We start from the raw sequence: 24,855 nt of genomic DNA on the forward strand, positions 1-24,855 counted from the left end.
ACCCTTGCAACTTAAAATCTGCAGCGATAATTCCCATAGTGCCGCGTCAGACGCGGCACTATGTCGTATGGAACACGAGGTTTGCGGAAATTCTCAGGAAACGAAGTCAAACACAAGCTAAATTGAACGCTCCCACTTTAGTGCTGGTGGCGGCAATTGCTATTCTTTCAACGCGGGTGCTCGATCTTATGTTGCTTTTCAACATGCTCGGGGTTCGTGGCGTTATTGATTTTGTTCACCGCAGTGTGCAAACGTGGAACTTGACGCTGATTTTTCTCGGCAGTCTGGTGATGCTGTGTATCGAATTACGTTGTGCGTTTGTCATTATGAAAGGGCGTAATTGGGGGCGCTGGGTATTTCTTGCCACGCAAGTTATTGCAGTTGGATATCTGTGGTCGGCGTCGCTTGGTTGGGGGTACCCCGAGCTATTCAGTATCCCTGGTGAATCAAAGCGTGAAATATTCCGTTCGTTGATGACGCAAAAACTTCCCGACCTGTTAGTGCTATTTCTGCTGTTTATCCCCACGCGGAGCCGGCTTTTTTTTAAACTTCAATAACCGCGTAGTGCTACAATCTGTGCCCCCGGTTTCCAGGACTTAATTATGTATTGCGCGCTCTATCAGGCAAATCGCTGCCGCTCTTGTCAGTGGATTGAACAGCCGATTTCCGAACAGCTCACCGCCAAAATGAACGAACTTCAGCACCTGCTGGAGGGTATTGTGGTGCATGACTGGCGTGAGCCGATGAGTGGCCCTGAACAGGCATTTCGCAATAAAGCCAAAATGGTGGTCAGCGGCAGCGTAGAAAAACCCTTGCTGGGGATGCTGCATCGCGATGGAACACCGGAAGATTTAACCGAGTGCCCGCTTTATCCTGCTTCATTCCAGACGGTGTTTGCCGTACTGAAGCCTTTTATCGCCCGTGCTGGCTTGACGCCTTATAACGTGTCGCGCAAACGTGGCGAGTTGAAATACCTGTTGCTGACTGAAAGCCAAATAGATGGTGGCATGATGCTGCGTTTTGTTCTGCGATCAGAAGCTAAGCTGGAACAACTGCGTGCAGCGATACCCTGGTTACAACAGCAGCTTCCGCAGCTCAAAGTGATTTCTGCCAACATCCAGCCAGTGCATATGGCGATTCTGGAAGGCGAGCAGGAGATCCCATTTACTGAGCAGCAGGCGCTGGAAGAACAATTCAACGGCGTGCCGCTGTTTATCCGTCCGCAAAGTTTCTTCCAGACCAACCCGGCCGTTGCTGCTTCATTGTATGCAACTGCACGTGACTGGGTGCGCGAATTGCCAGTCAAACATATGTGGGATTTGTTCTGTGGAGTAGGCGGGTTTGGCCTGCATTGCGCCACGCCGGAAATGAAACTAACGGGTATTGAAATTGCGCCAGAAGCGATTGCTTGTGCGCGCCAGTCGGCGGAAAAACTCGGGTTAACGGATATTCATTTTCAGGCGCTGGATTCAACGAAATTTGCCACCGAGCAGCAAGATATTCCTGACCTGGTCTTAGTGAACCCGCCAAGGCGCGGTATCGGTCAGGCGCTGTGTTATTTCCTCAATAACATGGCCCCGAAATACATTATCTATTCAAGTTGTAATGCGCAGACCATGGCGCAAGATATCTCGTCACTGGCGGGTTATCGTGTAGAGCGCGTGCAGTTATTCGATATGTTCCCGCACACGGCGCATTACGAGGTTTTGACGTTGCTGGTGCGCGGGTAGTTTTCCCCTCACCCTAACCCTCTCCCCAGGGAGAGGGAACTGTCTGGTATCTCCCTCTCCTGTGGGAGAGGGCAGGGTAAGGGCAATATTTACTGCGGGAACCACTGATCACTAATCTTCTGATAAGTCCCGTCAGCTTTAATCGCTGCCAGCGCGGTATTCAATTTGGTCAACAAAGCCTGGTTGTCAGGGCGTACAGCAATACCCAAACCTGTGCCAAAGTATTCTGCATCAGTAACATGCTCGCCAACTGTGCCTAATTGCGGGTTTGTTTTCAGCCACTCGTTTACCACTGCAGTGTCACCAAATACCCCATCAATACGGCCGTTTTTCAGGTCAATAATCGCATTCTGGTAGCTATCGTAAGAGACGGTTTTAATTTCCGGATGTTTGTCCTGGAGATATTTTTGGTGCGTGGTCCCATTTTCCATACCTATACGTTTGCCTTTAAGCTCTTCAAAGGATTTGAATGCACCTTTTTTGGCAATGACGACGGCTGAATTAGCGTAGTACGGCGTGGTGAAAGAAACTTGTTTGCTACGCTCAGGCGTAATATCCATACCTGAAATTACCGCGTCATATTTACGGAATTTCAGCGACGGAATCAAACTGTCAAATGCATGGTTAGTGAAGGTGCATTCTGCCTGCATTTGTTTGCATAAAGCTTTAGCCAAATCGATATCGAAACCTACAATCTGATTGTTGGCATCAAGTGATTCAAATGGCGGATAAGTGGCCGAAGAACCAAAGTTGATTTTGTCTGCGGCAGCCACGTTGAATGCGGCTGTAGCGAACATTGCGGCCAAAATAAACTTCTTCATGTGTGTTGCTCCCGTCTGTCATGTTTTGTTGTATTCGCCGTTTCCCGGCGTCAAAAAAGCATGCCATCAAGTGAATTTATATGCAATAAAAATGTATAATTATATTTATGCGGGCGTAAAAAAGGCGGGAAAGTCCCCGCCTGATTCGACTGATTTTTACGTTTTAGTTACGGCGTTCAAATGCCAGCGCACGGCGTTCTATCACACGCATCAACAACGTTAATAGTCCGTTAACCACCAGATAAACCAAGCCCGCAGCCCCGAACACCATCACATCGTAAGTGCGACCATATAGCAGTTGCCCGTGGCCCATCACTTCCATCAGCGTAATGGTGTACGCCAGTGAGGTACTTTTAAACACCAGAACCACTTCATTCGAATAAGAAGAAAGTGCGCGTTTAAATGCATAAGGAAGCAAAATGGCGAGCGTATCTTTCTTACTCATCCCTAATGCACCGCATGACTGCCACTGGCCTTCAGGAATGGCACGGATTGCTCCGTAAAACAGTTGAGTGGTGTATGCCGCACTGTTTAACGACAGCGCAATCAACGCACATAGCCATGGCTCAGAAAGCAGATGCCACAGAACAGGGTAGTTCTGAATGGACGGGAACTGACCCGGGCCGTAGTAAATCAGGAAGATTTGCACCAGCAACGGCGTACCGGTAAAGAGAGTGATATAGGCACGCACAATGTAAACCAGTACCGGTGTTTTCAGCGTCAAAACGATGGTGAAAAGCAGCGATAAAACCAACGCGACCACAATAGATGCCGCGGTGAGTGTCAGACTGGTATGCAGGCCTTTAAACAGCTCCGGTAAATACTCGAGCATCAGCCGGGTCTCCGTTCAAAACGCGTCGCTCTCAGGTCAATACGTTTGAGAACATACTGGCTTATGAGGGTGATCACGAGGTAGATCGCGGCGGCAACCACATACCAGGTAAACGGCTCCTGAGTACGAGTGGCAATACTCTTGGTCTGTAGCATCAAATCGTTAACGCTTATCAGCGATACCAACGCGGTATCTTTGAGCAATACCAACCACTGATTACCTAAACCTGGCAGCGCATGGCGCCACATTTGCGGCATCACCAGGCGGAAGAAAATGGCCGCCTTCGACATGCCTAATGCCTGGCCAGACTCCCATTGCCCAACTGGCACGGCTTTAAGTGCGCCACGCAAAGTTTGTGAGGCGTAAGCCGAGTAGAGCAGGGAAAGGGCAATGACGCCGCACAGGAACGGGCTGACATCGAAATTCTCAATCTGCAATTGGATAGGAATTTGTGCAAAACCGAGGTTGAGGACAAAACCATCTGAAAGAATCAGCAATAACTGGGAGGAGCCGAAATAAATAAACAGCACCACCAGGATTTCAGGCAGACCGCGTAGCACCGTAACCAAAGCTGAACCCAGCCAGGCTATCGGACGCCATTTCGCAGACTCCCATACGGCAAAAATCATCGCCAGAGCCAGGCCGATGATCAGCGCACAAACGGCAAGGCCGACGGTCATCCCGGCGGCGCTCGCTAAAGGAAACATTTCGTTCATTCAGATTACTTCTGGAACCATTTTTCGTAGATGGTCTGGTATGTACCATCTTTCTTCACTTTTTCCAGCGCGGTATTGAACTTCGCCTGCAAATCAGTGTTGCCCTGACGAACCGCGATGCCCAAACCGGTACCGAAGTAGCCTTTGTCTGTCACTTTGTCGCCAATCGCGGCCAGTTTAGGTTCTGCTTTCAGCCACTCAGTCACCACAGCTGTATCACCAAATACCGCATCGATACGACCATTTTGCAGGTCCAGCTTCGCGTTCTGGTAGCTATCGTAAGGAACTACGGTGATTTCTGGATGTTTATCCATGATGAATTTCTGGTGCGTAGTACCGTTCTGCACGCCAACTTTCTTGCCTTTAAGGGCAGCGATATCAGCCACTTTGCCTTTCTGACCGACAAACAGAGCTGAGTTATCGTAGTAAGGGTTGCTGAATAGAACTTGTTTTTCACGCTCAGGAGTGATGTCCATACCCGCCATGATTGCGTCGATACGACGGAATTTCAGGCTTGGGATCAGGCTATCAAAAGACTGGTTGGAGAATGTGCAAGTAGCATCAATCTCTTTACACAGCGCATTAGCCAAATCGACATCAAAACCAACGATCTTGTTGCTGGCATCCATAGATTCAAACGGAGGGTAAGAAGCTTCCGTTGCGAAACGAATAGTTTGTGCAGCCGTCGCGGAAAGGCTCAGGCTGGCTAATAATGTGGCAAGCAGAACTTTTTTCATGGTTATTTTCCCGGATACATCAGTGTGACAGATAGAATTTAAACGCTTCGGTCTGTGGTTTTGCGAAGCAACTCGCATCACCTTGTTCGACGATGTGGCCATTTTCCATATACACCACGCGACTTGCGGTTTTACGCGCAACTTCCACTTCGTGGGTAACGATGACCTGAGTGATGTTGGTTTCAGCCAACTCACGAATAATGCTGACGATTTGTGCGGTGATTTCCGGGTCCAGTGCTGCGGTCGGTTCATCAAACAGCAGAATCTGTGGTTCCATCATCAATGCTCGTGCAATCGCGACACGCTGCTGCTGACCACCAGAAAGGTGGAGCGGGAAACGGTCCTGATAAGGTTTCAGGCGTAAACGCTCAAGCAGTTTGTCGGCACGAAGGCGTGCTTCATCTTTGCTGATACCCAGGACACGACAAGGCGCTTCCATCAGGTTTTGCAACACAGTGAGATGAGGCCAAAGATTATATTGCTGGAACACCATGCCAACGTTGCGACGTAATTCGCGAATGGCTTTATCGCCAGGCGCTTTTGCAAAGTCAAAATGGTTGTCTGCAATGGTGAGTTGCCCAGAGCGCGGCATCTCAAGCAAATTGAGTACGCGCAGAAGCGAGCTTTTACCTGCGCCACTTGGACCAAGCAGCACCAGCGTTTCGCCCTGTGGGCAACTAAGGGTGATATCGAACAGCGCCTGATGAGCGCCATAAAAACAATTAATGCCGTTTAGTTGAATACTCATGCGCATAAGTTGAATAGCAATTGAAGCCGCAAAGGGTACCTTTAACAGAATAGTTATGCAATCTTTGTGCGTTAAAACCTAAAAATAACTACTCCCATGCATTAAAGGTAGCACAATATAGCGAGGCGGGAGGGAGGCAAGAATAAATGTCGGAGTTATGCAAAAATTCCAGACTATTTACAAGGGTTACCTTTCCCGCCAGATGGTGAATGTAAATATTAGTTTGTTTCTATCGCCTGACGCAGACTGCCTGAAGGCGCATGGCTGTTCTCGCCTAAGTAACGCACGTCATCAACTGCCCAACATTGGCCCTCACGAATCATCAGCACTTCGTCTTGCCAGCTTTGACTGCCTTTCGTGAGTTTTACACGCAGCGGAATATTGCGTGCATCAGTATTAAGAATGGTTGATGCGGAGGCAACTTCGGCACTGTCTGCGCCATCGGCATTGCTGGTGAACATATTGCTTCGCATAAACTCATTCTGCGCGTTCGGTGAGGCGCTGGCTTTTTGCATTTGTTGTGCCAACGCGTCACTCATATAAGGACGTAAGCCGGTAATCGCGCTGCTGCCCTGGGTTTTATGGCTAATTTGGTAATCGTAAAACTGTTGCGCCACGCTATCCGGGCCACCATCAATACAAGGGCCGCTGCGGGTGCCAATATCTTTAAAAGCGGGAGTGACGCTGGTGGTACAGGCCGTGAGTAACATCGCGCACGGAAGAAGAACCAAAACTGAGCTGCGCATTTTTATTTCCTTATCTTCTCAGGAGGACTAACTTAGCATAGCGTATCGCTGTCAAAATGCGTGGCGGGTTTATGCGCTAAGATGTTGATACAAAGAGAGGAGAAGCTTATGCAATTTACAACAACCCCTACGCTTGAAGGGCAGAGCATCACGGAATATTGTGGCGTGGTGACTGGGGAAGCGATTCTGGGTGCCAATATTTTCCGTGATTTTTTTGCTGGCGTGCGCGATATCGTCGGTGGCCGTTCCGGTGCTTACGAAAAAGAGTTGCGCAAAGCGCGTGAGATAGCGTTTAGAGAATTGCAGGAGCAGGCAGAAAGCCTGGGAGCTAACGCCGTGGTGGGTATTGATATCGACTACGAAACAGTGGGCAAAGATGGCAGCATGTTGATGGTAAGCGTCACCGGCACTGCGGTGAAAACGAGTCGATGAAAGGTTGCCTAGCCGCATTTTTAATCGCGCTTTTGCTCGCGGGGTGTGCCAGCAAGCCTGAAGTTGCTGAAAAAACCGTTGTCGACAACGGCGATTTTAAAGTCGACACCAGCCACACTGCACGGGCTGCCTACCCACGTGTGAAAGTGTTGGTTATTCACTATACGGCAGATGATTTTGCCGGTTCGTTATCCACTTTGACTGACCAAAATGTCAGTTCCCACTACTTGATCCCCGATACACCACCCACCTCCGGCGGCAAACCGGTTATCTGGCAACTGGTGCCTGAAAGTGAGTTAGCCTGGCATGCCGGGGTGAGTTTCTGGCGTGGCGCGACGCGGATTAATGACACGTCGATTGGTATTGAACTGGAGAATAAAGGTTTTACGCGCCAGGGCCGCGTAAAGCAGTTTTATCCGTTCAACCCGGCGCAGATCTCGGCGCTGGAGAGATTGGCGAAAGTGATTATCGCTCGTTATCAAATCCAACCGCAAAACGTGGTCGCACATGCGGATATTGCCCCGCAGCGTAAAGTTGATCCTGGCCCACTATTCCCGTGGCAAGAACTGGCGCAGCAGGGTGTAGGTGCCTGGCCGGATGCTAACAGAGTGGCCTTTTATCTGAATGGCCGTGGACCATACCAGCCTGTGGATAAGCGAGGTTTGCTCGATTTGCTATCGCGTTATGGTTATCAGGTGACGCCTGAAATGTCGTCGGAACAGCAAAAAAGAGTGATTCAGGCTTTCCAGATGCACTTCCGGCCAAAAGAATATTCGGGCCTGCCGGATGCGCAAACTGAATCCATTGCACAAGCGTTGCTCGAGAAATACGGCTAGGGTTAGTCCCTGGCAGCAACTCGAAGAATGGTGGATCTAGCGGTGCAGCGTACCGTGGTCACGTAACCAAAGCGCCGTACGACGAATACCTTCATCAAGGGTGACAATCGGTTTATAGCCTAGTTCGGTTTCAGCTCGACTCGTATCCAGCGTTAAATCAAAATTCAGCTTCGACACACCGTAGTGAGTCAGCACCGGTTCTTTTGCTGACTTGCTACCCAGACGCTCCATGCTGCGGGCAATGACATCTAGCATAGGGTAGGGCACAGAACGAATCCGGCACTTAATCTCTAACTCATCAATCAGTTTCTGCACGATAACGCGTAGCGGGCGAGCTTCCATATTCGTGATGTTGTACGCCCTGCCTGACGGTTGCGTTTCGCACTGCGTGGCAAGCCACATCGCATGCACCGCATTTTCGATATAAGTCATATCGACCATCGCTTCGCCGCCGCGTGGCAACAGTACGCTGCCGTAGTGGCGCATCATCTGCACCAGGCGTGGGAAAAAGACTTTATCATGCGGGCCAAATAAGCTTTGCGGGCGCAGAATCGTGAAACGTGTATGGGGGTTTGACTGCGCTAACAGTTGAATCACTTCTTCGCTGGCGGCTTTGCTGCGCGCAAATTCGTTAGCAAAACGCACCGGACGAAACTCTTCGCTGATATTGCGATGGTGATGGTAATCAAAATAGAGCGACGGCGAGGAGATATGCACGAAGTTGCGCACGCCCCAGGCAACGGCCCATTCACCTAAACGGCGAGTGGCGCGGACATTGGCGAGATCGAATGCTTCCTGCGTTCCCCACGGAGAAGTAAAGCTTGAACAGTGCCAAAGCGTATCGACATCGGCCAGCATCAATTTGGCTTGCGAAGAAACCAGATCGGTTAGGTCTGCATGAACAAACTCTGCACCCATTTTTTCCAGCAGTTTGCCCATGGCCTCATTACGACCAGTTGCCCGGACGCTGATGCCTTTTGCGCGAAGAAATTCGACCGCGTTTCGGCCTAAACCGCTGGTGGCGCCCGTTACCAGTACCTTCATGTCGACCAACTCATGATAATTGAGATTTACGCTGCGCATTTTTCCGTGAAATGGCGGCGCTTGCAATGGGGAAAGCCAAAGATTAGGAGGAGTTAACGATGTTTCTCTGACAATTGTTCGCAAACCTGGCAAATCCGGCGGGCCATACCCCGAAAAATGAACAGATGAGCGGGGATCATTATCAACCAGTAGAACAAACCTGCGCTTCCATGGGGGTGCCACCAGGCACGAACATCCAGAGTTCGATACTTACCGTGGTCACGCAGCGTGAAGGAAAGCCGCCCAAGTCCTGGCGCTTTCATACCAAACAGCAATGTAAGCTCTTTTTGTGGCTCAACAATAATCACTTTCCAGCTATCTACATGGTCGCCTACTTCAAGCATTGGCCGCTCAGGGCGACCCTTTGCCAGCCTGTGGCCCACCAGCAGGTCCATATAGCCGCGCGTTTTCCACAGAGCGTTGCCGAAGAAATACCCCTCTTTTCCACCTATCTGATTAACTACTTGCCACAAATCTGCCAACTCAGCGCTTGTTTTTAGCGTGCAGCCCGCTTGCTTGGGGAAGTAACCGTAATCTGGTCGCCAACGCGCAAATGCCTGGGCGTCATAACCCCAGTCCTGCGAGTTAGCGAGTTTGTGTTCATCTTCAAGCGTTGCACGAACGGCATCATCAAAGGTAAGTAGCTTTTGCGGGATCAACGCGCGAAGTTCACGATCGTCGGCCAGAAGATCGTGCTTCAACCCTTGGATCAGCGCTTTAGCAATCGTTGGTGGCACCGAGGTGATCATGTTGAGGAACCACGCTGAGATCCAACTGGTGGGTAACGGAATAGGGATAAGTGGGCGATGTTTACCGCTAATTGCCATAAAGCGCTCGAACTGCTGCTGATAGCTCAGTACTTCCGGACCCGCGGCTTCGAAAACACGATTTTCCTGTGATGGATGATTGAGCAGTTCAGTTAAATAATGCAGCAAGTTTACGAGTGCGATTGGTGTGGTGCGTGAGCGTACCCAGCGTGGGGGCGTGAGTACCGGTAGGTTATAAACCATATCGCGCATGACTTCGAAGGCGGCAGAACCTGCGCCAACAATAATGCCAGCCCGAACTTCAGTTACCGGAACTCCTGCATCACGCAGAATATCGGCGGTGAGCTGGCGAGCACGAAGGTGTGCAGAATCACCGTCACCTTCGGCAGCCTGCAGTGAACTCAGAAAGATAAGCTGTTTTACCGGATGTTCTCGTAGTGCATCACGCAAATTGAGCGCAGTCTGGCGTTCATGGGCAACAAAATCAGCGCCGTCGCCCATGCTATGTACCAGGTAGTAAAGGGTATCGATGTTTTCCAGAAGTGCGGGAAGCGTTCCTGGCCACTGTAAATCGACATGGCGACAAACGACCCCCGGCCAGGGTTGTTTCTCCAGCCACTCGACACGTCTTGCCGCAGCAGTAACATGATGCCCGGCAGCGGCAAGCTTTGGCACCAGATGTTGGCCTATGTAGCCGCTAGCACCGAGCACCAGAATGTTTTGTGGCTGTGTCATCGTCCGTGACCTCTGTTTAGCGTTGTAAAAAAGTCTGCCAGTGAGAAACCACTTCGGCCAACTGATCACGGTTCACATCTAGGTGAATCACCAGGCGAGTTACCGGGCCTGCACTCATCAAAACACCGCGTTCTTTCATGAATTTACCGAGGCTTTCTGCTTGTTCAACCGGCACGCGTACAAACACCATATTGGTATCCTGACGAGAGACATCAACACCGATTTCACGCAACTCGCCTGCCAGCCAATGGGCGTTGTCGTGATCCTCTTTCAGGCGCTGCACGTTATTCTCCAGCGCGTATAAACCCGCTGCCGCCAGAATTCCAGCCTGACGCATGCCGCCACCGACCATTTTACGCCAGCGCGTCGCACGCTTAATGTACTCATGGCTGCCGACTAACAGCGAACCAACCGGTGTTCCCAGACCTTTAGAGAGGCAAATCGTGAAGGTGTCGCAATAGCGCACCACTTCTTCAAGCGTGCAGCCATATTCCACCACGGCGTTAAAGATACGCGCACCGTCAACGTGCAAAGCCAGGTTGTGATTGCGGCTAAATTCCCAGGCCTGCTTCAAATACTCACGCGGCAAAACTTTGCCGTTATGGGTGTTTTCGAGGCTAAGCAATTTGGTGCGCGCAAAGTGGATATCGTCAGGTTTGATTTTCGCGGCCACTTTATCAAGCGGCAGCGAACCGTCCGGGTTGGCATCAATAGGCTGCGGCTGAATACTGCCTAAAACCGCAGCACCACCGGCTTCGTAGAGATAATTGTGCGCAAGTTGCCCAACAATATACTCTTCACCACGTTCGCAATGGCTCAGCAGCGCCACCAGGTTTGCCTGAGTGCCGGTTGGCAGAAATAGCGCGGCTTCTTTGCCGCTGAGTTTGGCGGCGTAATCTTGTAGTTCGTTGACCGTTGGGTCATCACCGTAGACGTCATCGCCAGTGGGTGCTGCCATCATGCGTTTGAGCATTTCTTCGCTCGGGCGGGTTACGGTGTCGCTGCGCAAGTCAATCACGGTGGATCCTTATTATTGTTCAAAATTATCCTTACTTTTACCGGAACCAGTTCGTTTTCGCCAGTTCGATAACTTCATCCCCACGCCCGCTAATGATAGCGCGCAGCATATACAGACTGAACCCTTTGGCCTGTTCAAGTTTGATTTGCGGTGGAATCGCCAGCTCATCTTTCGCCACCACGACATCCACCAACACCGGGCCATCAATACTTAAAGCGCGTTGCAGGGCGTTGTCGAGATCGGCGGCTTTTTCCACCCGAATACCAGTGATTCCGCAGGCATTGGCGATACTGGCAAAGTTAGTATCGTGAAGTTCCGTGCCGTCTGTCAGGTAACCGCCAGCTTTCATTTCCATTGCCACAAAACCCAGCACGCTATTGTTAAACACCACAATTTTGATGGGCAGTTTCATCTGCACGACCGAGAGAAAATCCCCCATCAACATGCTGAAACCGCCATCGCCGCACATGGCGATAACTTGCCGGTCGGGTGCCGTCGCTTTTGCGCCCAGCGCTTGTGGCATGGCGTTCGCCATTGAACCGTGGGTAAACGAACCAATCAGGCGGCGTTTACCGTTCATTTTCAGATATCGCGCAGCCCACACGGTGGGTGTGCCGACATCGCAGGTGAAAATGGCATCTTCATCAGCATACCGGCTGATTTGCTGCGCGACATATTGGGGATGGATGACGTTGCCGTCACCGGGTTGAGCCAGTTCATCGAGGCTTTCACGCGCTTCGCGATAATTATCCAGCGCTTTATCAAGGAAACTGCGGTCGGTTTTTTCTTCCAGTAGCGGAATGAGTGCCGCAAGGGTGGCTTTAATATCGCCGACCAGCGCCATATCCACTTTACTGTGCGCGCCGATACTGCCGGGGTTGATATCAATCTGAATGATTTTTGCATCGGTCGGGTAGAAGGCGCGATAGGGGAATTGGGTACCGAGCAGGATCAGCGTGTCGGCGTTCATCATGGTATGGAAACCTGACGAAAAACCGATTAGCCCGGTCATGCCAACATCGTAAGGGTTATCGTATTCAACGTGTTCTTTGCCACGCAGCGCGTGAACAATCGGCGCTTTAAGCGTGGCCGCAAACTGCACCAGTTCTTCATGCGCACCCGCACAACCGCTGCCGCACATCAGCGCGATGTTGTCGTTATAACGCAGCAGCTGTGCCAGTTTTTTGAGTTCGTCATGTGGTGGCACAATAATCGGCTGCGGTGCCGGGTACCAGTGGGTACTGGCGGTTTCCGGGGCAGGTTTAAGCGCCACATCGCCGGGTAAAACCACGACCGAAACGCCACGGTTCAATACCGCTTTACGCATCGCAATCGCCAGTACCTGTGGAATTTGTTCCGGGGATGACACTAGCTCGCAATAATGACTGCATTCGCGGAATAACTCTTCGGGGTGGGTTTCCTGGAAATAGCCACTACCAATTTCGCTTGATGGAATATGCGCTGCAATAGCCAGTACCGGAACGCGATTTCGATGGCAGTCGAACAGGCCATTGATTAAATGCAGATTACCGGGGCCACAGGAACCCGCACACACCGCCAGTTCACCTGATAGATGGGCTTCTGCGCCTGCGGCAAAAGCGGCGACTTCTTCATGTCGTGTCGGCATCCATTGAATAGTGCCCATGCGGTTCAGACTGTCGCTTAGTCCGTTGAGGGAGTCGCCCGTGACGCCCCAGATTCGTTTTACGCCTGCACTTTCAAGTGTTTTTGCCAGGTAAGCTGCTACGGTCTGTTTCATTGGTTCTCCTTGTCACGATTCAGTTAACGTAAACAAGCTTAGTCAAGGAAACAGAAGAGGCTGGGCAGAAAGTGCCACTCAGAGTCTGAGTGGCATGAGTGGATCAAGCGAGAACTAAGTCCCCTTGCGGGTGGCAGCAACAAGCCAGCACATAACCGTTGGCAACTTCTGCGTCGGTCAATGTCATGGTGCTGCTGACGATGTAATCACCGGACTCAACTTTGGTTTTACAGCTGCCGCACACACCAGCACGACAAGCTGCATTCACTTGCACTTTATTGCTTTCCATTACCGCCAGCAGCGAGCTGCCCACCGGCGCGTAGAACTCGCGCAGCGGTTTTAGCGTCGTGAACTTCAATCCACTTTCGACAGGTGCGGCGACCGGCGTAAAGAATTTCTCCGCATAAAACGCGCTCACGCCCAATGCCTGAACTTCTTTTTCCACCCATTCCATATACGGAGCAGGGCCGCAGGTCATGACGGTGCGCGAGGTAATATCCGGCACGCAAGCCAGAATTTCGCGAGTGATGCGCCCGGAAATGAAACCGTGCGTCGCGTTATTCTCGGCCACCAGTGTCACCGGGTAATCACGCCATTCATCGGCAAAAATCACATCTTCTGGCGTTCGAACGTTATAAATAACCTGCACGTCGGCTTGTGGACGGTGCTTTGCCAGCCAGCGGCGCATCGACATAATTGGCGTTACGCCACAACCAGCAGCCATCAACAGATAGTGGTCTGTCGGCAGGTTTTCGCAGGTAAATTCCCCTTGTCCTTCTGACAGCCACAGGTAGTCGCCAGGTTTTACATCCTGGGTCAGCCATTGCGAACCAACGCCATTTTCGATACGGCGGATAGTCAGCGTGACGAATGGGCTGAGTCCTGGCGTGGATGAAATGGTGTAAGCCCGTAGCGTTTCATCGCTATCACGAATACTCACCAGCGCATATTGCCCGGCCTTGTAAGGATAAAAGTCGTGATTGATCAGCGACAGCGTCCAGACATCCGACGTTTCCTGATGAATATGATGCACCTGCATGCGGTACGGGCACAGTGGCGTTGGCATTGTCATGACTTCTCCTTATGCGCCCATCAGCTGTTTAATATCGTCTTCAACGGTGGTAATGGCGCGCAGGCCAAACTTCTCATTGAGCACAGCCAACAGATTTGGCGTCAGGAAGGCCGGTGTAGTAGGGCCGGCGACAATATTGGTCACACCGAGCGACAGCAGGGTCAGCAGGATAACAATCGCTTTTTGCTCAAACCAGGAAAGCACCAGGCTCAGCGGCAGGTCGTTCACGCCACAACCGAGTTTTTCAGCAAGCGTTACAGCAAGAATGATTGCTGAGTATGCATCGTTGCACTGACCGGCATCGATCAGGCGCGGCAGGCCTTCGATATCGCCGAAGTCCAGTTTATTAAAGCGGTATTTACCGCAGGCAAGCGTCAGGATCAGGCAGTCTTTTGGCACGCTGGTGGCGAAATCGGTGAAGTAGCTACGCTCGCCGCGTTCACCGTCGCAACCCCCTACCAGGAAGATGTGGCGCAGTTTTTCACGGCTGACCAGGTCAATCAGGGTATCGGCAGCGCCCAGTAAAGTCTGGCGACCAAAGCCCACGGTGATCAGATGTTCGATTTCGCTGTATGGGAAGCCCGCCATTTGCGTAGCCTGGGTGATGACTGATGTGAAATCATCGCCTTCGAGGTGGCTTACACCCGGCCAGCCGACAATGCTACGCGTCCAGATGCGATCAGTGTAGGAGCCGACTTCCGGATTGATGATGCAGTTTGAGGTCATCACGATTGGGCCAGGGAAGCGGGCGAATTCGCTTTGCTGGTTCTGCCAGCCGCTGCCGTAGTTGCCGACCAAATGTTTGAATTTACGCAGTTCCGGGTAACCATGGGCTGGCAGCATTTCGCCATGGGTATAGACGTTTACGCCGGTACCTTCAGTTTGTTCCAGCAGGTTATACAGATCTTTCAGATCGTGGCCGGAAATCAAAACACATTTGCCTGCGACCGGGCGCACGTTAACTTGCGTAGGTGTTGGGTGACCGTATTTCTCGGTTTCCCCCCGGTCCAGAATGCTCATCACTTTGAAGTTCATCTGGCCGATTTCCATGGAGCACTCAAGCAGTGCGCCCATGTCCGCAGGCCAGGTGCCGAGCCACGCCATAATTTTGTGGTATTGCGCGTAGATGTCGTTGTCGTACTGGCCGAGAACGTGGGCGTGTTCCATATAGGCAGCAGCACCTTTCAGGCCGTACAGGCACAGCAAGCGCAGGCCGAGAATATCGTCACCAATTTCTGCTTTGTCGCGGTTTGGCGCGAACTCAGCCGCCTGGCGTTGCAGGTCGCCCAAATCGTTGCTGACAAGTTGCAGTTCAGCCATTGGATTGGTGACGGTAATGTTTGGGTTAATCGCGAGGGTGCTAGCTTTCAGGCTTTCGCGCGCGATTATGGCTTCGCGGGCATAGCCAACGATGCGTGGGGAATCGAAGTTGACGTTGGTCAGTGTTGAGAAAAAGGCACGCGGTGCAAAGTGATCAATTTCATGACTGATAATGCCAACTTCACGTGCGGCCACTGCCCATGCGGATAAACCCTGAAGTGTTGCGATCAACAAATCTTGTAGGTCTGATGTTTCAGCCGTTTTCCCGCACATGCCCTGAGCATAAGAGCAGCCGTTGCCCGCAGGGGTGCGGATTGTTTGTTCACATTGCACACAAAACATGATCGTACCTTTTAAAGTTATATTTGATATACATGTTTAAGGTTATGCTCAGTGCAACACAGGGAAAAGGTATTTCTTATACAACTTAAAAGGAGATTGATTTAGCGCAAATTTGGCGGCAGAAACCTACCGCCAATGAGGTATCAGGAGGCGAAAAATGCCATGAGAAGCGGGGTCAGTAAGCTGAGGATGAACCCGTGAACAATCGCCGCTGGAACAATTTCCAGCCCTCCGCTGCGCTGTAAAACAGGCAGGGTGAAGTCCATCGACGTTGCGCCAGACAACCCGAGGGCGGTTGAGCGGCTACGGCGTACCAGTCCGGGAATCAACATGATGGCAATTAGTTCTCGCGCCAGGTCATTAAAGAATGCTGCACTACCAATTACTGGCCCGTAGGATTCCGTCATCAAAATACCCGACAGTGAATACCAGCCGAATCCCGATGCCATCGCTAAACCAGTTTTAATCGGTAGGTCGAGAATAAAGGCGTTGATAACACCACCGGCAAGTGAGCTCAATGCCACGACTACAGCCACGATCATACCGCGCCGATTAAGCACAATCTGTTTTAACGTCATGCCGCTATTACGCAGTTGGATACCGACCAGCAGCAACAGGAATATAAGGGTGTATTCACTGGCGTCGGTCGCGTGATGCAGAATTGGCCAGCCAGTCAGGCCAAGCAGAAAACCAGCTATCACCACGAAGCATAGTTTTAGTGATTCCAGCGCCATCGCAATTCGTGAAGGGAGTTTTTCTTGCTCGTGATTGTGTCGCCATGGCATGGAACGCTCAAGCCAAAGCAGTGCAGCAGCATTGCAGAGCAATAACACCACAACAGTGACCGCAGCGTAATGAAGGATTGCCAGCAGGTTACTTGCCAGGTTATCGAGAAATGCGAGGCTGATGCCCATGAAAAATAAAATCACATACACAATCCAGCTCAATAGGCGATTAATGAGCTTTAACAGACTGGTTTGTTTCAGAGGAATCAGATAACCGATAATCAGCGGCACTAAGATAATTAACAATCCCGAAAACATGGTGCGGACAATCCTTGCGATAGAAGTAACGGCGTATGTCACACTACCCAAAGAAAGAGAATGAGTAAAGCTACGAAAAAAAAGGATTTTTATGCAGGTTGAGAATTTGGAGTAGGGCAAGTAAATACAGCGCCACCAGCCAAATTGAAGCCGGTGACGCTTGAATCAAATTAGTTACGTTTTTCCAGCAATGTCCGGTAGATAACACCACCCAGGATACCGCCAATGATTGGCATCACCCAGAACAGCCACAGTTGCTGTAATGCCCAACCGCCCTGGAAGATAGCAACGGCAGTACTACGTGCTGGGTTCACAGAGGTATTGGTGACTGGGATGCTAATCAGGTGAATCAAGGTTAACGCAAGGCCAATAGCAATAGGTGCAAAGCCCGCTGGTGCAAACTTATCAGTTGCGCCATGGATCACAATCAAGAAGCCGCAGGTCAAGACGATTTCAATAATGATTGCTGACAGCATGGAATAATGGTCTGGCGAATGTTCACCATATCCATTAGAAGCAAAACCGCTTGCCGCTGCATCAAAGCCACTTTTGCCGCTGGCAACTAAATAAAGAATACCGGCTGCAACAATACCGCCAATCACTTGCGCCACAATATAACCAATAACATCTTTAGCTGGGAAACGACCGCCAGCCCACAAGCCCAGAGTGACTGCTGGGTTAAAGTGGCCGCCGGAAATATGACCTACGGCATAAGCCATAGTTAATACGGTTAAACCAAATGCTAATGCCACACCGACAAAACCAATCCCTAGCTCAGGATATGCCGCTGCCAACACTGCACTCCCACAACCACCGAATACCAACCAGAATGTGCCAAAGAATTCTGCCGCTAATTTCCTAAACATAACCACCTCTGCATTTCAAAAACAGTGAATCCCGGGTGATGTAAATAAAGGCATCTACCCGATTATTGTTTGTTACAACCGTTTAAGACGTAACGTAAATAATAAAAGAGCAGCAATGTTAATGATTTCACTTAGTTAGAGCCACACTATAAAATCCTAAAAAATTGATTTAGGGCAATGAGATGGCATTCCTTTCAAGAATAAACACGTTGGAAGTATAGAAGAGTTTTTAATAAAGTAAGAATTGTCTTGTATTAAACGCACTTTTTATCAGTTGGTGGAATTACAAGTGATAGCAATAAAATTATTTGTTTATTTTTGGAGCGAATAAAAATGGAAAAATTAATACTATCCTGCTACGCCACAAATAACTCGATGGGCTAACCTGTCGCCAGAGGGGGAAGGGTATATACTCGAGCTATGCAGGCTGTGGCGTGTAGCTAAAGGAAAGCATTAACCAATCTGGAGGGATTATGTTTCTCGAGCGTGTAGAAATTGTCGGATTCAGGGGTATTAACCGTCTATCGTTAATGCTTGAGCAAAATAACGTGTTGATTGGCGAAAACGCATGGGGTAAATCCAGCTTGCTGGATGCGCTCACTTTGTTGTTGTCACCGCACGAAAATCTCTATCACTTCGGTCGTGACGATTTCTATTTCCCTCCGGGCGATTTACAAGGCCGGGAACACCATTTACATATTGTGCTGACCTTTCGGGAAACAGCACCTGGTCATCATCTCGGACGGCGTTACCGCTCTCTGGCGCCTGTATGGGTGGAAGGGAATGATGGCTTCCATCGCATCATGTATCGTCTGGTCGGTGAGCTTGCTGAAGATGGCACAATTCTGACGCTACGCAGCTTCCTTGATAACAACGGCCACTCCGTTGAGCTTGATGATATTGATACGCTTGCCCGGCAAATTATCCGTCTTAACCCCGTGTTACGCTTGCGTGATGCGCGATTTATGCGCCGCCTGCGCAACGATAGCATCCCGGTAATGCCAGACACTGAGATGACGGCCCGTCAGCTTGATTTCCTCGCTCGTGAACTGGTGTCTCGCCCGCAAAATCTCACAGATGCACAGTTGCGCCAGGGGTTGTCGGCCATGGTGCAATTGCTTGAACACTATTTTTCCGAGCAGGGTGCTGCCGCACATCAGCGCCTGTTACGACGTCGCTCGCACGATGAGCAACGAAGCTGGCGTTATCTGGATGTCATCAACCGCATGATAGACAAACCCAATAGTCGTGCTCATCGCATGATATTACTGGGAATGTTTTCAACACTTCTGCAAGCAAAAGGTACCGTAGCGCTGGATAAAGACGCGCGGCCCCTGTTGCTGGTGGAAGATCCCGAAACGCGACTGCACCCTATTATGTTGTCAGTGGCCTGGCATTTATTAAACCTGCTGCCGCTGCAAAAAATCACCACCACCAATTCTGGTGAATTGTTATCACTCACCCCGGTTGAGAATGTCTGTCGCCTGGTGCGTGAATCTTCGAAAGTTGCCGCCTGGCGGCTCGGTCCTGGCGGAATGAATGCTGAAGATAGCCGCCGCATTGCGTTTCACATCCGTTTTAATCGGGCCTCATCACTGTTTGCTCGCTGCTGGTTGTTAGTCGAAGGGGAAACAGAGGTGTGGGTGATGAACGAACTGGCGCGCCAGTGTGGGCACCATTTTGACGCCGAAGGGGTGAAGGTCATTGAGTTTGCAAAGTCTGGCCTGCGCCCATTGATTAAATTTGCGAGGCGTATGGGTATTGAATGGCACGTGCTGGTTGATGGCGATGAAGCGGGCAAAAAATATGCGTCTGTGGTGCGCGGCATTCTTGAAAATGATCGTGATCAGGAACGCGACCATCTGACGACATTGCCTGCGATGGACATGGAGCATTTTATGTACCGCCAGGGGTTTGCTGATGTTTTTCACCGTGTGGCACAGCTTCCGGAAAACGTGCCGATGAATATGCGGCGCATTATTGTAAAAGCCATCCACCGTTCTTCTAAGCCTGATTTAGCTATTGAAGTGGCGATGGAGGCGGGCAGGCGTGGCGTTGATGCCGTGCCGTCGTTGTTGCGAAAAATGTTCTCACGCGTGTTATGGCTGGCACGTGGCCGGGCTGATTAGCCCGGCAGTTGCTTAATAAAACTGCTGCTCAATATGCGTTGTCATCTCATCTAACAAGCTGTAGCGGCGGCGATACTCCGCGCGTTTTTTGCTGGCGATATCCTCAAGGGGTTTGCGCGCCACGCTCAAAGGCATGCTAAAGAAACCTTCTGGCAATAACTCACCGCTCATTGATTGCCAGAAGCTGTCGTAATCAGCATGGATTTTATCTTTCTTCTTTTTCGCATAACGCCATGAGCGATAGATATGCGAGCTGTTGCTCACCGCCAGGATTTTTTCCGCTCCCAAATGGCGTGCCAGTTGGCAGGCAGCTTCAAGAACCAGGCGTTTTGGGAACAATCCGTGACACGCTTTCGTGGCGACCTGGATATATTCATGGGGTATGTCGCTTTGGGCGCCCTGCAATCCGCCGATAAACAGTGTCTTTTGGCCCTGATGCTGGCACAAAGTGAAGGTTAATCCAGCAAGCGCAATCCCATCCTGACGGGTGAAAGTCAACGTCGCTTCACCTTCTTTGTCGAGATTGGCGATGGCGCAAAAATTCAGGTAGTAGAAGCATTCATCTTTACCCGTTATGGTTGCCAGGTGGGCCCCTTTTTCTGAAAAGTGCTGCTGTAGTAGGGTTACAGGCAAGGCATTGGTTAGCTCGTTGTAGTGGAAAGACAATGCATTCGCCACAGCCTTGCGGTTAAAATTCGTTGTTAAATAAGGGCGATGGGTTCGGCAGGGTAAACCAGGCTGCACGTTAAGCAGTTTTTCAAGCCAGGGCTGATGAGATAAATCGCTCAGTAAACGTGCCGTAGCCCATGGATTTACCAGCAACCGCAGGACAAACTTGCGGCGGTAAGCCGGATTTTTCCACGCGCTACCAGGCGTCCACTGTCCCTTTGCCAGACAAAGAAATAGCTGCCATCCACTAAGTTGCGGTGTTGAAATAAGTTCGTCTACGGTAATTGGCGACATGATTGAAACCTGGTTGATAAAGAATGGTGTAATTTCACCACTCTTAAGTTCAATGAATGTTCAATCAGTAGCCATAGAGCCGTAGACTCGCGGTTTTTGTTGAGACTTTATTTAATTAGCCAGTCAGTTTGCAGGATACCTATGAGATTCAAGGGAAAAATAAAAAAACGTTATTGGCTTCTGGGCCTGTTGGTATTGCTGTTCGTCATTTGGCTCTGGAAATTTCTGAATGCGCCAGCGCCGGTTTATCAGACCATGATTGTGCGCAAAGGCGAGCTGCAACAAAGTGTGCTGGCAACGGGTAAACTCGATGCTTTGCGTAAAGTTGACGTGGGTGCTCAGGTGAGTGGGCAGCTCAAAACGTTGTCGGTAAATATCGGCGATAAAGTGAAGAAAGATCAGCTGTTGGGAGTTATCGATCCCGAACAAGCACAAAACCAAATTAAAGAAGTAGAAGCGACGTTAATGGAACTGCGTGCTCAGCGTCGCCAGGCACAGGCGCAGGCTAAACTCGCACAAGTGACGTTAAGCCGCCAGCAGGCACTGGCCAAAACACAGGCAATATCACAACAGGATTTGGACACCGCCGCGACCGATCTGGAAGTCAGGCAGGCACAAATCGGCACTATTGATGCGCAAATTAAACGTAATCAGGCCTCATTAGATACGGCAAAAACTAACCTTGATTACACGCAAATAGTGGCGCCAATGGCGGGTGAAGTGACGGAAATCACCACTAAGCAAGGTCAGACGGTGATTGCTGCTCAACAAGCGCCGAACATTCTGACACTTGCCGATCTCGGCACAATGCTGGTGAAAGCTCAGGTTTCTGAAGCTGACGTGATTCACCTGAAGCCCGGCCAAAAAGCGTGGTTTACCGTGATTGGCGATCCGCTAACGCGCTATGAAGGGCTGTTAATTGATATTTTGCCGACGCCGGTTAAGGTCAACGACGCGATCTTTTATAACGCCCGTTTTGAAGTCCCGAACCCTAAAGGTGTGCTGCGTCTGGAAATGACGGCGCAGGTGCATATTCAGCTTGGTGGCGTGAAAGACGTGTTAACCATTCCACTTGCCGCACTAGGCGAGCCGGTTGGCGATAACCGCTATAAAGTTTCGGTTTTACGTAATGGCGAAACCCGTGACCGCGAAATTACCCTCGGTATGCGTAATGACACCCAGGCGCAGGTTGCCACAGGCCTCACCGAAGGTGAAGAAGTTGTGATCGGCAAAAGCACCGCCGGGAGTGCGCCATGACAGCACTGCTTGAGCTACGGGATATTCGCCGTAGCTATCCGTCGGGAGACGAACAAGTTGAAGTGCTTAAGGGCATCAATATCACTATTGAAGCCGGTGAGATGGTGGCGATTGTCGGGGCATCAGGCTCTGGCAAATCCACGCTGATGAACATTCTTGGTTGCCTCGATAAACCCAGCAGTGGCAGCTACACAGTGGCCGGGCAGGATGTCGCGCTGCTTGATAGCGACGCACTTGCCACATTACGCCGTGAGCACTTTGGTTTTATCTTCCAGCGCTACCATTTGCTCTCGCATCTTAATGCGACCCAAAACGTCGAAGTGCCAGCGGTGTATGCCGGTACGGCGCGGGTTTATCGCCAGCAACGCGCACGAGCGTTACTGATGCGTCTGGGGCTTGCTGAGCGCGTTGACTACCTACCTTCCCAGCTTTCAGGCGGACAACAGCAGCGCGTCAGTATCGCCCGTGCGCTGATGAATGGCGGGCAAGTTATTCTTGCTGATGAACCAACTGGTGCACTCGATAGCCATTCGGGTGAAGAAGTGATGGCGACGCTCAAGCAACTGCGTGAGCAGGGGCATACGGTCATTATTGTGACCCATGACCCGACGATAGCCGCGCAAGCACAGCGTGTTATCGAAATTCGTGATGGGGAGATTATCAGCAATCCACTATCTGTGGTTCAACAGGCAGGCGCGCCGAAAGAGGTGAAACCTCAGCCTGTAAACTCGGCATTTCAGCAAACGCTAAGTAGTTTCCGTGAAGCATTTACCATGGCCTGGCTTGCGCTGGCGGCGAACAAAATGCGCACGCTGTTGACGATGCTTGGGATCATTATCGGCATCGCTTCGGTGGTGTCGATTGTGATTGTCGGGGATGCGGCAAAGCAGATGGTGTTGCAGGACATTCGTTCGATAGGCACCAATACGATTGATATCTATCCTGGTAAAGATTTTGGCGACGATGACCCGCAATATCAGCAGGCGCTGAAATATGACGATCTGGCAGCAATAAGCCAGCAACCGTGGGTCAGCTCAGCCACACCTGCGCTTTCAAGCAACTTACGTTTACGTTATGGCAATGTTGATGCTGCCGCCAGCGTGAACGGTGTCAGCAGCCAGTATTTTAACGTCTACGGCATGACTTTCAGTGAAGGTAACACCTTTAACGAAGAGCAGCTGGCAGGGCGCGCACAGGTGGTGGTGCTCGACAGCAACACCAAACGTCAGTTGTTCCCCGATAAAGCCAAAGTGGTGGGTGAAATCGTGCTGGTGGGGAATATGCCCGCGACGGTAATTGGTGTAGCGCAAGAGAAGCAGTCGATGTTTGGCAGCAGTAAAATTCTGCGTGTCTGGCTGCCGTATAACACCATGGCCGGGCGAGTGATGGGGCAAAGCTGGCTCAACTCTATCACGGTGCGCGTCAAGGAAGGCTACAACAGCCATGAAGCTGAGCAGCAGCTCAATCGTTTGTTGCAGTTACGTCACGGTAAGAAGGATTTCTTTACCTACAATATGGACGGCCTATTGAAAACGGCGGAAAAGACCACACGTACTCTTCAGATGTTCCTGACTTTGGTGGCGGTCATTTCGTTGTTGGTAGGTGGTATTGGCGTGATGAACATCATGCTGGTGTCGGTAACCGAACGCACCAAAGAGATTGGTATTCGCATGGCGGTTGGCGCACGAGCCAGCGATGTATTGCAGCAGTTCCTGATTGAAGCGGTGCTGGTGTGTCTGGTGGGCGGTGCGTTAGGGATTTCGTTATCTCTGCTGATTGCCTTTACGCTGCAACTGGTGTTACCGGGCTGGGAAATTGGTTTCTCGCCGATGGCATTGTTAACCGCATTTGCCTGTTCGACTGCGACGGGAATTATTTTTGGCTGGCTGCCAGCGAGAAATGCCGCAAGATTGAACCCGATTGATGCGCTGGCGCGTGAATGATTTTAATCTGAGGTATTACGTTTGGTTATAAAAATGCCAGCGTACAAGCTGGCATTTTGATTTAGGCATGTACACAATGAAACAAAAGGTCAGGCGACCGCGGCTTCGAGCTCCAGAGGTACAATCAAGCTAGCGTGATTGCCTTTTGGCCCCTGATGTACATCAAACCTGACTGTTTGCCCGGCTTTAAGCGTTCTGTAACCATCCATCTGAATGGTGGAGTAATGAGCGAAGATATCTTCGCCGCCGCCTTCAGGGCAGATAAAACCGAACCCTTTGGCGTTATTGAACCATTTAACTGTACCCGTCTCCATGCTTCTACATCCTTCGAAAATCTTATAAGTGAGATGGAATGAACCGGTGGGTGAGGGCGGGCTGTTCAAAACCTCGCCAACTCACGCTTGTACAATGTAGATAATTTAACCATGTCGTCAAGCGTTGCACGGGTGGGATCGATTGAAAATGAATCAAAAATTTGAAGCAGTTAACGCTATTGTGATTAATGTGACACAGCTCTCGATCACGATTTACTGTCCCTTTTGAACTCAATGAGTCACGTTAACTGAAAGCGTATTACACTCAACCTATGGGCTTCGCCTTAATGATAACGGGCGATTTAACATGATGACGATTTGCAATGGGTAAGACGAACGATTGGTTGGATTTTGACCAGCTAGTGGGTGATAAACTGCGCGAAGCGCTTAAACCACCCTCCATGTATAAAGTAATGTTAATGAACGATGACTACACGCCGATGGAATTTGTTATTGACGTGCTGCAAAAGTTCTTTTCTTATGATGTAGAACGTGCGACGCAATTGATGCTCACTGTGCACTATCAGGGTAAAGCTATCTGTGGCATTTTTACTGCAGAAGTAGCGGAAACCAAAGTCGCGTTAGTGAACCAGTATGCAAGGGAGCATGAGCATCCGCTGCTGTGTACGCTAGAAAAAGCCTGAAG

24 protein-coding genes are annotated in these 24,855 nt (G+C 50.6%); 8 read left to right on the forward strand and 16 right to left on the reverse strand.

Annotated features, from left to right (window positions below; all coding sequences use genetic code 11):
- The first annotated feature begins 89 nt into the window (after window positions 1-89).
- A complete protein-coding gene (locus tag M977_RS17520) occupies window positions 90-557 on the forward strand; it encodes a YbjO family protein (RefSeq protein WP_064517678.1) in 468 nt (155 codons plus the stop codon).
- A 45-nt stretch (window positions 558-602) separates the two neighbouring features.
- Window positions 603-1,730, forward strand: a complete 1,128-nt coding sequence (gene rlmC / locus M977_RS17525; RefSeq protein ID WP_064517408.1) for a 23S rRNA (uracil(747)-C(5))-methyltransferase RlmC — start codon at window positions 603-605, stop codon at window positions 1,728-1,730.
- 89 nt (window positions 1,731-1,819) lie between these two features.
- On the opposite strand, the gene artJ is transcribed toward rlmC, so the two are convergent.
- From artJ to M977_RS17555, 6 genes are all read right to left on the reverse strand, one after another.
- Entirely contained in the window at window positions 1,820-2,551 is a 732-nt protein-coding gene (artJ, locus tag M977_RS17530; RefSeq protein WP_064517411.1) for an arginine ABC transporter substrate-binding protein ArtJ, read from the reverse strand.
- 163 nt (window positions 2,552-2,714) lie between these two features.
- Window positions 2,715-3,383 carry an arginine ABC transporter permease ArtM gene (gene artM, locus M977_RS17535; RefSeq protein WP_064517414.1) on the reverse strand — a complete coding sequence of 223 codons (669 nt, stop codon included), beginning with the start codon at window positions 3,381-3,383 and terminating at the stop codon, window positions 2,715-2,717.
- On the reverse strand, window positions 3,383-4,099 hold the full coding sequence (artQ, locus tag M977_RS17540) for an arginine ABC transporter permease ArtQ (RefSeq protein ID WP_064517418.1): 717 nt from the start codon (window positions 4,097-4,099) through the stop codon (window positions 3,383-3,385). Before artQ ends, artM begins: the two co-directional genes overlap by 1 nt.
- Before the next feature lie 5 nt (window positions 4,100-4,104).
- The gene (artI, locus tag M977_RS17545) at window positions 4,105-4,836 is read right to left on the reverse strand and encodes an arginine ABC transporter substrate-binding protein ArtI (RefSeq protein ID WP_064517421.1); all 732 of its coding nucleotides are present in this window, start codon (window positions 4,834-4,836) and stop codon (window positions 4,105-4,107) included.
- A 19-nt stretch (window positions 4,837-4,855) separates the two neighbouring features.
- The gene (gene artP, locus M977_RS17550; protein ID WP_064517680.1) at window positions 4,856-5,584 is read right to left on the reverse strand and encodes an arginine ABC transporter ATP-binding protein ArtP; all 729 of its coding nucleotides are present in this window, start codon (window positions 5,582-5,584) and stop codon (window positions 4,856-4,858) included.
- Between the two features lie 218 nt (window positions 5,585-5,802).
- Window positions 5,803-6,330, reverse strand: a complete 528-nt coding sequence (locus tag M977_RS17555; RefSeq protein WP_064517424.1) for a lipoprotein — start codon at window positions 6,328-6,330, stop codon at window positions 5,803-5,805.
- 108 nt (window positions 6,331-6,438) lie between these two features.
- Between M977_RS17555 and M977_RS17560 the strand changes: the two genes are divergently transcribed.
- Together M977_RS17560 and M977_RS17565 are read left to right on the forward strand one after the other, a co-directional pair.
- Window positions 6,439-6,762 carry a heavy metal-binding domain-containing protein gene (locus tag M977_RS17560; RefSeq protein ID WP_064517426.1) on the forward strand — a complete coding sequence of 108 codons (324 nt, stop codon included), beginning with the start codon at window positions 6,439-6,441 and terminating at the stop codon, window positions 6,760-6,762.
- Window positions 6,759-7,598 (forward strand): N-acetylmuramoyl-L-alanine amidase, encoded by an 840-nt coding sequence (locus tag M977_RS17565; RefSeq protein WP_064517429.1) that lies wholly within the window; start codon window positions 6,759-6,761, stop codon window positions 7,596-7,598. Before M977_RS17560 ends, M977_RS17565 begins: the two co-directional genes overlap by 4 nt.
- 36 nt (window positions 7,599-7,634) lie before the next feature.
- Here the strand turns inward: M977_RS17565 and M977_RS17570 are convergent, their stop codons facing one another.
- From M977_RS17570 to aqpZ, 8 genes are all read right to left on the reverse strand, one after another.
- Window positions 7,635-8,642, reverse strand: coding sequence for an NAD-dependent epimerase/dehydratase family protein (locus M977_RS17570; protein WP_064517682.1), 1,008 nt, complete (start codon window positions 8,640-8,642; stop codon window positions 7,635-7,637).
- A gap of 92 nt (window positions 8,643-8,734) precedes the next feature.
- Window positions 8,735-10,183, reverse strand: a complete 1,449-nt coding sequence (locus M977_RS17575) for an SDR family oxidoreductase (protein WP_064517432.1) — start codon at window positions 10,181-10,183, stop codon at window positions 8,735-8,737.
- Between the two features lie 16 nt (window positions 10,184-10,199).
- Window positions 10,200-11,201: a low-specificity L-threonine aldolase gene (gene ltaE / locus M977_RS17580; protein ID WP_064517435.1), complete on the reverse strand. Its 1,002-nt coding sequence runs from the start codon at window positions 11,199-11,201 to the stop codon at window positions 10,200-10,202.
- Between the two features lie 37 nt (window positions 11,202-11,238).
- Window positions 11,239-12,960: a ubiquinone-dependent pyruvate dehydrogenase gene (gene poxB / locus M977_RS17585; RefSeq protein ID WP_064517438.1), complete on the reverse strand. Its 1,722-nt coding sequence runs from the start codon at window positions 12,958-12,960 to the stop codon at window positions 11,239-11,241.
- A 103-nt stretch (window positions 12,961-13,063) separates the two neighbouring features.
- Window positions 13,064-14,032: an NADH oxidoreductase gene (hcr, locus tag M977_RS17590; RefSeq protein WP_064517441.1), complete on the reverse strand. Its 969-nt coding sequence runs from the start codon at window positions 14,030-14,032 to the stop codon at window positions 13,064-13,066.
- A gap of 9 nt (window positions 14,033-14,041) precedes the next feature.
- Window positions 14,042-15,694, reverse strand: coding sequence for a hydroxylamine reductase (gene hcp / locus M977_RS17595; RefSeq protein ID WP_064517443.1), 1,653 nt, complete (start codon window positions 15,692-15,694; stop codon window positions 14,042-14,044).
- A gap of 143 nt (window positions 15,695-15,837) precedes the next feature.
- Window positions 15,838-16,737, reverse strand: a complete 900-nt coding sequence (locus M977_RS17600; RefSeq protein WP_064517446.1) for a LysO family transporter — start codon at window positions 16,735-16,737, stop codon at window positions 15,838-15,840.
- A gap of 170 nt (window positions 16,738-16,907) precedes the next feature.
- Window positions 16,908-17,603 carry an aquaporin Z gene (aqpZ, locus tag M977_RS17605; RefSeq protein ID WP_034456414.1) on the reverse strand — a complete coding sequence of 232 codons (696 nt, stop codon included), beginning with the start codon at window positions 17,601-17,603 and terminating at the stop codon, window positions 16,908-16,910.
- A 473-nt stretch (window positions 17,604-18,076) separates the two neighbouring features.
- On the opposite strand from aqpZ, the gene M977_RS17610 reads away from it, so the two are divergent.
- Window positions 18,077-19,732 (forward strand): ATP-dependent endonuclease, encoded by a 1,656-nt coding sequence (locus tag M977_RS17610; RefSeq protein ID WP_064517449.1) that lies wholly within the window; start codon window positions 18,077-18,079, stop codon window positions 19,730-19,732.
- A gap of 12 nt (window positions 19,733-19,744) precedes the next feature.
- Here the strand turns inward: M977_RS17610 and M977_RS17615 are convergent, their stop codons facing one another.
- Entirely contained in the window at window positions 19,745-20,695 is a 951-nt protein-coding gene (locus M977_RS17615) for a VirK/YbjX family protein (protein WP_064517452.1), read from the reverse strand.
- Between the two features lie 141 nt (window positions 20,696-20,836).
- Here M977_RS17615 and macA point away from each other — a divergent pair, with 141 nt between their 5' ends.
- Both macA and macB read left to right on the forward strand, forming a co-directional pair.
- Window positions 20,837-21,952, forward strand: a complete 1,116-nt coding sequence (gene macA / locus M977_RS17620) for a macrolide transporter subunit MacA (protein ID WP_064517455.1) — start codon at window positions 20,837-20,839, stop codon at window positions 21,950-21,952.
- Window positions 21,949-23,895, forward strand: coding sequence for a macrolide ABC transporter ATP-binding protein/permease MacB (gene macB, locus M977_RS17625; protein WP_064517458.1), 1,947 nt, complete (start codon window positions 21,949-21,951; stop codon window positions 23,893-23,895). Before macA ends, macB begins: the two co-directional genes overlap by 4 nt.
- 89 nt (window positions 23,896-23,984) lie before the next feature.
- Here the strand turns inward: macB and cspD are convergent, their stop codons facing one another.
- Window positions 23,985-24,209: a cold shock-like protein CspD gene (gene cspD, locus M977_RS17630; RefSeq protein WP_034456407.1), complete on the reverse strand. Its 225-nt coding sequence runs from the start codon at window positions 24,207-24,209 to the stop codon at window positions 23,985-23,987.
- Window positions 24,210-24,532: 323 nt separating this feature from the next.
- Between cspD and clpS the strand changes: the two genes are divergently transcribed.
- Complete coding sequence (clpS, locus tag M977_RS17635) at window positions 24,533-24,853, forward strand: ATP-dependent Clp protease adapter ClpS (RefSeq protein WP_034456405.1); 321 nt, start codon at window positions 24,533-24,535, stop codon at window positions 24,851-24,853.
- Window positions 24,854-24,855: the final 2 nt, after the last annotated feature.

This window comes from Buttiauxella gaviniae ATCC 51604 (assembly GCF_001654835.1).
Taxonomy (GTDB): domain Bacteria; phylum Pseudomonadota; class Gammaproteobacteria; order Enterobacterales; family Enterobacteriaceae; genus Buttiauxella; species Buttiauxella gaviniae.

Excerpts from the sequence above, each read along its gene's own strand:
- artP (WP_064517680.1), bottom strand. The coding sequence starts at position 5,584 with ATGAGTATTCAACTAAACGGCATTAATTGTTTTTATGGCGCTCATCAG.
- M977_RS17600 (WP_064517446.1), bottom strand. The coding sequence starts at position 16,737 with ATGTTTTCGGGATTGTTAATTATCTTAGTGCCGCTGATTATCGGTTAT.
- hcp (WP_064517443.1), bottom strand. The coding sequence starts at position 15,694 with ATGTTTTGTGTGCAATGTGAACAAACAATCCGCACCCCTGCGGGCAAC.
- artJ (WP_064517411.1), bottom strand. The coding sequence starts at position 2,551 with ATGAAGAAGTTTATTTTGGCCGCAATGTTCGCTACAGCCGCATTCAAC.
- M977_RS17610 (WP_064517449.1), top strand. The coding sequence starts at position 18,077 with ATGTTTCTCGAGCGTGTAGAAATTGTCGGATTCAGGGGTATTAACCGT.
- M977_RS17615 (WP_064517452.1), bottom strand. The coding sequence starts at position 20,695 with ATGTCGCCAATTACCGTAGACGAACTTATTTCAACACCGCAACTTAGT.
- M977_RS17560 (WP_064517426.1), top strand. The coding sequence starts at position 6,439 with ATGCAATTTACAACAACCCCTACGCTTGAAGGGCAGAGCATCACGGAA.
- artI (WP_064517421.1), bottom strand. The coding sequence starts at position 4,836 with ATGAAAAAAGTTCTGCTTGCCACATTATTAGCCAGCCTGAGCCTTTCC.
- M977_RS17575 (WP_064517432.1), bottom strand. The coding sequence starts at position 10,183 with ATGACACAGCCACAAAACATTCTGGTGCTCGGTGCTAGCGGCTACATA.
- M977_RS17555 (WP_064517424.1), bottom strand. The coding sequence starts at position 6,330 with ATGCGCAGCTCAGTTTTGGTTCTTCTTCCGTGCGCGATGTTACTCACG.
- macB (WP_064517458.1), top strand. The coding sequence starts at position 21,949 with ATGACAGCACTGCTTGAGCTACGGGATATTCGCCGTAGCTATCCGTCG.
- cspD (WP_034456407.1), bottom strand. The coding sequence starts at position 24,209 with ATGGAGACGGGTACAGTTAAATGGTTCAATAACGCCAAAGGGTTCGGT.
- macA (WP_064517455.1), top strand. The coding sequence starts at position 20,837 with ATGAGATTCAAGGGAAAAATAAAAAAACGTTATTGGCTTCTGGGCCTG.
- poxB (WP_064517438.1), bottom strand. The coding sequence starts at position 12,960 with ATGAAACAGACCGTAGCAGCTTACCTGGCAAAAACACTTGAAAGTGCA.
- artQ (WP_064517418.1), bottom strand. The coding sequence starts at position 4,099 with ATGAACGAAATGTTTCCTTTAGCGAGCGCCGCCGGGATGACCGTCGGC.
- artM (WP_064517414.1), bottom strand. The coding sequence starts at position 3,383 with ATGCTCGAGTATTTACCGGAGCTGTTTAAAGGCCTGCATACCAGTCTG.
- M977_RS17570 (WP_064517682.1), bottom strand. The coding sequence starts at position 8,642 with ATGAAGGTACTGGTAACGGGCGCCACCAGCGGTTTAGGCCGAAACGCG.
- aqpZ (WP_034456414.1), bottom strand. The coding sequence starts at position 17,603 with ATGTTTAGGAAATTAGCGGCAGAATTCTTTGGCACATTCTGGTTGGTA.
- hcr (WP_064517441.1), bottom strand. The coding sequence starts at position 14,032 with ATGACAATGCCAACGCCACTGTGCCCGTACCGCATGCAGGTGCATCAT.
- M977_RS17565 (WP_064517429.1), top strand. The coding sequence starts at position 6,759 with ATGAAAGGTTGCCTAGCCGCATTTTTAATCGCGCTTTTGCTCGCGGGG.
- rlmC (WP_064517408.1), top strand. The coding sequence starts at position 603 with ATGTATTGCGCGCTCTATCAGGCAAATCGCTGCCGCTCTTGTCAGTGG.
- clpS (WP_034456405.1), top strand. The coding sequence starts at position 24,533 with ATGGGTAAGACGAACGATTGGTTGGATTTTGACCAGCTAGTGGGTGAT.